Below are 243 nucleotides of genomic sequence, written 5' to 3'. Positions count from 1 at the left end.
ACACTGACAGCGGGAGCGTGGCATCGACCTGGATCTTTTGCGGCATGTAGCCAATGCGCAGTTTCGGCTTGCGCCAAACCTTGCCGCGGTGCGGCTTGAGCAGGCCGAGCACGGCGCGCACGAGGGTGGTCTTGCCCGCGCCGTTCGGGCCGATCAGGGTGACGATCTGGCCAGGTGCGACCGACAGGTCGATGCTGTCGAGCACCGCCTCGCCACCGAAGGTGACACCGACCTGCTCCAGGC

At 66.7% G+C, this 243-nt stretch carries 1 protein-coding gene; it reads right to left on the bottom strand.

All coding sequences use genetic code 11. The features are described from left to right. On the bottom strand, window positions 1–241 hold a 241-nt coding region (locus FQ664_RS26765; protein WP_144175987.1), incomplete at its 3' end, for an ATP-binding cassette domain-containing protein. Window positions 242–243 lie beyond the last annotated feature (2 nt).

This window comes from Pseudomonas persica (assembly GCF_900291015.1).
Classification (GTDB): Bacteria; Pseudomonadota; Gammaproteobacteria; order Pseudomonadales; family Pseudomonadaceae; genus Aquipseudomonas.
Note: the sequence above shows the minus strand (reverse complement) of the source record. Positions and strands in the feature narration are given on the sequence as shown.